4 protein-coding genes are annotated in these 4802 nt (G+C 60.8%); 1 reads left to right on the top strand and 3 read right to left on the bottom strand.

All coding sequences use genetic code 11. The features are described 5' to 3' along the window. Positions 1–55: 55 nt before the first annotated feature. Positions 56–469 carry a hypothetical protein gene (locus tag WMO66_RS01070; RefSeq protein ID WP_349134559.1) on the bottom strand — a complete coding sequence of 138 codons (414 nt, stop codon included), beginning with the start codon at positions 467–469 and terminating at the stop codon, positions 56–58. Between the two features lie 188 nt (positions 470–657). On the opposite strand from WMO66_RS01070, the gene WMO66_RS01065 reads away from it, so the two are divergent. Continuing rightward, complete coding sequence (locus WMO66_RS01065; protein WP_349134558.1) at positions 658–2022, top strand: MATE family efflux transporter; 1365 nt, start codon at positions 658–660, stop codon at positions 2020–2022. Positions 2023–2063: 41 nt separating this feature from the next. Here WMO66_RS01065 and WMO66_RS01060 read toward each other — a convergent pair whose 3' ends face one another. Continuing rightward, entirely contained in the window at positions 2064–3779 is a 1716-nt protein-coding gene (locus WMO66_RS01060; protein WP_349134557.1) for a leucine-rich repeat domain-containing protein, read from the bottom strand. A 129-nt stretch (positions 3780–3908) separates the two neighbouring features. Continuing rightward, positions 3909–4694: a ZIP family metal transporter gene (locus WMO66_RS01055; protein WP_349134556.1), complete on the bottom strand. Its 786-nt coding sequence runs from the start codon at positions 4692–4694 to the stop codon at positions 3909–3911. Positions 4695–4802 lie beyond the last annotated feature (108 nt).

Below are 4802 nucleotides of genomic sequence, written 5' to 3'. Positions count from 1 at the left end.
ACGCCGCAGCACCGAAGTGCTGCGGCGTTTTGCGCGTTTGTTTTGATTCCTGCGTTTATTCCTCGATTTCTGTGCTGATGCGATCGTCCTTTCCGCCCTCCGGGCGGCCGCTCAGGAAGCGCCGCGTTGCAAACAGGGCCACGACGCCCGCAATGCCAACGGCCAGGGAAAGGGGCTCATGATGGTTCAGCACCACATAGCGCGACAGCGCCATGATGAGCAGCTCCAGCGTGTTGCCGACGGTCGGCCGCAGCAGCATTTTTACAAATTCCACCGCCACGACAAGCGACGTGATGCTGCTCAGGAATGAATCGAGAAAGCCCTCCGCCAGAAAAACGGACGGATCGCGCGCAAGCTCCCAGATCTCGATGCCCATCAGCGCAACGAGCACCAGCACAATGATGGCAGCCAGCACGATCTCGAGAATCTCCAGAAATCTATGGATCCCGTGAATGATCTTTTCTCCCAAAGTCTGCACTCCTTCTTCTGATTTTCCGTATTTAGTATACAGGAACCGGCCGGTCTCGTCAAGCAGGAACATTTTTTCGAATCTCTCTTGCACGCCCAGAGCGTATGTGATATACTCATTGTGTCTACACCGCTGCAGCAGTCATCCGATCTGCTGCAGCCCATTTTATGACGACTGGAGAAGATACCATGGAAACGAAAGCAGCCGGCAGCCTGACGCATGGCCGGCTCGGGAAGCAGATCCTTGCCTTCAGCCTGCCGCTGATGCTGTCGAATGTTCTGCAGGTCCTGTTCAATATGTCGGACATCGCCGTCGTAGGCCGTTTCTCCGGCCCGATCGCGCTCGGTGCTGTCGGGTCTACGGCAACACTCGTTACCCTGTTTACGGGTTTTCTCATTGGCCTTGGCAGCGGTATCAATGCCCTTGTTGCGCGCTTTCTCGGCGCAGGCAGCCGCGAGGAGACGCAGCGCACCGTCCATACGGCCCTTGCCCTGAGCCTCATCTTCGGCGCGGTGCTCCTGCTGCTCGGCGAGCTGACGGCCGTTCCTCTGCTGAAGCTGCTCAGCACAAAGGAAGAGCTGATCGACGGCGCGACGATCTACCTGCGCATCTATTTCCTCGGCATGCCCGCCATGGCGCTCTATAACTTTGGCAATGCCGTTCTGAGCGCTGCGGGCGATACCCGCCGCCCCCTGCTTTATCTGCTCATCGCGGGCATTCTGAACGTCGCTCTGAATCTCTTCTTCGTCATCGTCTGCGGCATGAGCGCCGACGGCGTCGCACTGGCCAGTATCCTGACGCAGTACCTGTCGTCCGTCCTGATCCTCATTGCTCTCGTCCGGACGAAGGATGCCTACGGAGTCCGGCCGAAATGCATCCGCCTTCACCGCGACAAGCTCGCCCCCCTGCTGACACTGTGCTGCTCCGCTGGTCTGCAGAACGCCATCTTCGCCGTTGCCAACCTGTTCATTCAGGCAGGCGTCAACCGCTTCGACGCCCTGATGGTCGAAGGCAACTCCGCCGCCGCCAACGCAGACGGCCTTATTTACGACGTCATGGCTGCCTTCCACACAGCCTGTGCCAGCTTCATCGGGCAGAACTACGGCGCGGGCAACCGCGACCGCGTGCGTAGGACCTATTGGATCAGCCTCAGCTACTCGTTCGCGGCGGGCGCCGTGCTCGGCCTGAGCCTTGTGTTCTTCGGCCGCGGCTTCCTCGCCCTCTTCACGGACTCGGCTGAGGTCGCCGCCGCCGGTATGCACCGCCTGTGCATCATGGGCTTCTCCTATGCCATCTCGGCCTTTATGGACTGCACTATCGCGGCCTCCCGCGGCCTTGGCCGCTGTGTTGTGCCGACGATCATCGTCGTGCTTGGCTCGTGCGTGTTCCGCGTGATCTGGGTCTACACGATCTTCGCCTCCGTCGGGACCATTGCCTCACTCTACCTGCTCTATCCGGTGTCTTGGACGCTGACAGCCGGGGCCGAAATGGTCTACTTTTTCTACCTATACCGCAAAGTATTCCGGAACCCGGCGAAACCGGCAACCGTCTGAAAAACAAATGCCTCGCTGCGAATGCAGCGAGGCATTTGTTCTTATCCGGCAATCGTGGAGGTCGGGTCCCAATAGACCACAACACCCATGTCGGACAGCTCCGTCACATGCGTGATCTTCGTGCCGAATGCGTTGACCTGCACGAGGTTCTGGCAGGCCTTCAGGCACTCGATATCCGTGATGTCGGTGTTGTAATCCACATCCACATAATTCAGCTCCGGCAGGCCGGCGAGGCCGCTGATATCGGAAAGCTGGTTATAGGAACCGTAGAACTGCTGCAGCCGGCACGTCTCCGTAAACGGCGGCAGCTCCTTGACGAGATTGTGGCTCATGTCAAGGTATGTCAGGTTCACGAGCGAGGCCGCACTGTCGACATTCTCGAGCTGGTTGTCCGAGAGGCGCAGCTCTGTAAGCTGCAGGCACGAGCCGAGGCCGGAGACGTCCGTCAGGGCGTTTTTCGAAAGATCCAGCTTCGTCAGGGCGCGCATGCCTGACAGCGGCGCGACGCTCGTGATGCGGTTGCTGGCAAGTTTCAGTTCCGTCATCTCCGTACACTTGGCCAAGGCAGACACGCTCGTGATGTCATTCTCTGAAAGGTCGAGCGCCGTGAGCTTCGTCAGGCCGTCCAGCGCATCGATCGCCGTGATGGCATTGCGGGACAGGTCTACCGTCTTCAGGCCGCTGTAGTTGGAGAGCGCGCCGATGTTGGAGATGCTGTTATCGGACAGGTCGAGGTGCTCCATTGCCTTCGCGCCGGAGAGCGCCACGATGTTCGAAAGGCCGCAGCCGCTGAGGTTCAGATCGGACAGGTCGGTCAGCGTGCCGATATATTCGAGCGTCTGTGCCGAGACAAGGGAGCCGGAGAGGTCCAGCTTCTCAAGATACGGCATCTCCATCAGGAAGGTATAGTCGTCAAACATACCGTTGTGGATCGTCAGGCTGTGCAGGCCCGTGAAGTAATGCAGGTCCGAGAAATCCGCGACCTCCTCCGGCATGACGAACTCCGTCACGGCCCACAGGTCGCTCGTGTAGATGACGGACGGCGACGGCTTGAGAATAAGGTCTCGCACATACTGCTCAAAGGCGCTGTCCGTGAACGTGACCTCCTCGACGACGCCGACGATCAGATAGTCCGCCTCCGTGAGCGGGCTGACAAGCCCGTCGTCGCTGACGGCAATGGCGGAAACATGCGTGGAGCCTGCCGGAAGGGCGATCGGCTCAGCATAGGGCGCGTCCGCCGTCGAGGGGTACTGCTCCGTCACGGATACATAGACGGTGCCGGTCGGTGCAGAGACCGAGACCGTGATATAATCCGAGAATTCGCCGCCATCCGGCGTCAGTGCTGGGGCTGCCGGGCGGGCCGCCTCCAACGAGGCGCGAATGGCCGGGTCCGTGATGCTGTCGAGCATCTGCTGGGCATCAAGCAGCTTGTCCTGCGCCACATAGGTTGCGCTCAGGCGGCGGTAGAGCTGCTCCGAGGGGGCCGTGCGGATGGCTTCCACAAGCGTGCGCTCCGCGCGCGTGTAGCTGCCGTCAGCCAGGCAGGCATCCGCAAGCGCCAGCACATAGTCCACATTGTCCGGCGCAAGCGAGACGGCCGTCGTATAGCGGTCAACCGCGCGGGCATAGTTGCCGCTCTTCATGGCCTTCTCTCCGAGCGCCGCAAAATTATCCGCCGTCCAAAGGAAATGATACAATCCAAAGAGAAGTCCGGCCAGCAGCACGAGCACAACCAGCAGGATCAGGGCTTTCTTCATACGCAATGTCTCCAATCGGAAGTTATACGTGTTTATTATACTTCCCCACGCAGCGGAAGTCAACGGAAATCGCGGTTTTCCGGGGAGGATGACGGAACGCGCCGCTATTTCCCCGGAAAAGCTTGCAAATCACCCCAAGGCGACATCCAGCAGCATCATGATCGCAAATCCAGCCACAATGCCCATCGTGGCTGTGTAGGGGCGCGCCTCGCGGTTGCGCTGACATTCCGGGATCAGCTCATGGACGGCCACAAGAATCATCGCGCCCGCCGCAAAGGCAAGCGCATAGGGCAGGATCGCCTCAACGGAGCCGACGAGCAATGCACCCAGCACGCCCGCGACCGGTTCAACCAGCCCAGAGGCCTGCCCGAGCAGGAAGCTGCGCAGCCGCCCCGCGCCCTCACGCCGCAGCGGCATGGAGACGGCCGCTCCCTCCGGAAAATTCTGCAGGCCGATGCCGAATGCAATGCTGACTGCACCCATGACCGCCTCCGGCGACGCGCCGCGCTGGAGTGCCCCAAAGGCCACGCCGACAGCCAGCCCCTCCGGGATATTGTGCAGTGTGATCGCGAGGATAAGGAGAACGACATGATTCGTCCCGCTTCCCCGCCCCGGTCTGCTGCTGGCCCTTGTGACCACGCGGTCAGATGCCCAGAGGAAGACGGCTCCCAGCAAAAAGCCCAGTGTGGCGACGAGCCATGGCGGCAGGCCGTCCTGCTCTGCCGCGCGGGCAATGGCGGGCTGCAGCAGGGACCAGAAGCTCGCCGCGATCATGACGCCTGCCGAGAAGCCCAGCATGCGGTTCATTGCCTCCGGCGACGGCCTGCGGAACAGGAACACCGTCGCCGCGCCGGCGGCCGTCACGGCCCACGTCCCAAGCGTCGCGATCAGTGCCCAAACGATCGGATTTTCCATATTCCACCTCCCGTTTCATTGTATGCAGTGAGGGCGGAATTGCGTGCATGCGAAAAGAGCCGCTGAGGTTTCCCTCAGCGGCGCGCTGCCGAAAAGCCCATTGGACTT

Source organism: Faecousia intestinalis, from assembly GCF_040096185.1.
Lineage (GTDB): Bacteria > Bacillota > Clostridia > Oscillospirales > Oscillospiraceae > JAZOXB01.
Note: the sequence above shows the minus strand (reverse complement) of the source record. Positions and strands in the feature narration are given on the sequence as shown.

Excerpts from the sequence above, each read along its gene's own strand:
- WMO66_RS01060 (WP_349134557.1), bottom strand. The coding sequence starts at position 3,779 with ATGAAGAAAGCCCTGATCCTGCTGGTTGTGCTCGTGCTGCTGGCCGGA.
- WMO66_RS01055 (WP_349134556.1), bottom strand. The coding sequence starts at position 4,694 with ATGGAAAATCCGATCGTTTGGGCACTGATCGCGACGCTTGGGACGTGG.
- WMO66_RS01065 (WP_349134558.1), top strand. The coding sequence starts at position 658 with ATGGAAACGAAAGCAGCCGGCAGCCTGACGCATGGCCGGCTCGGGAAG.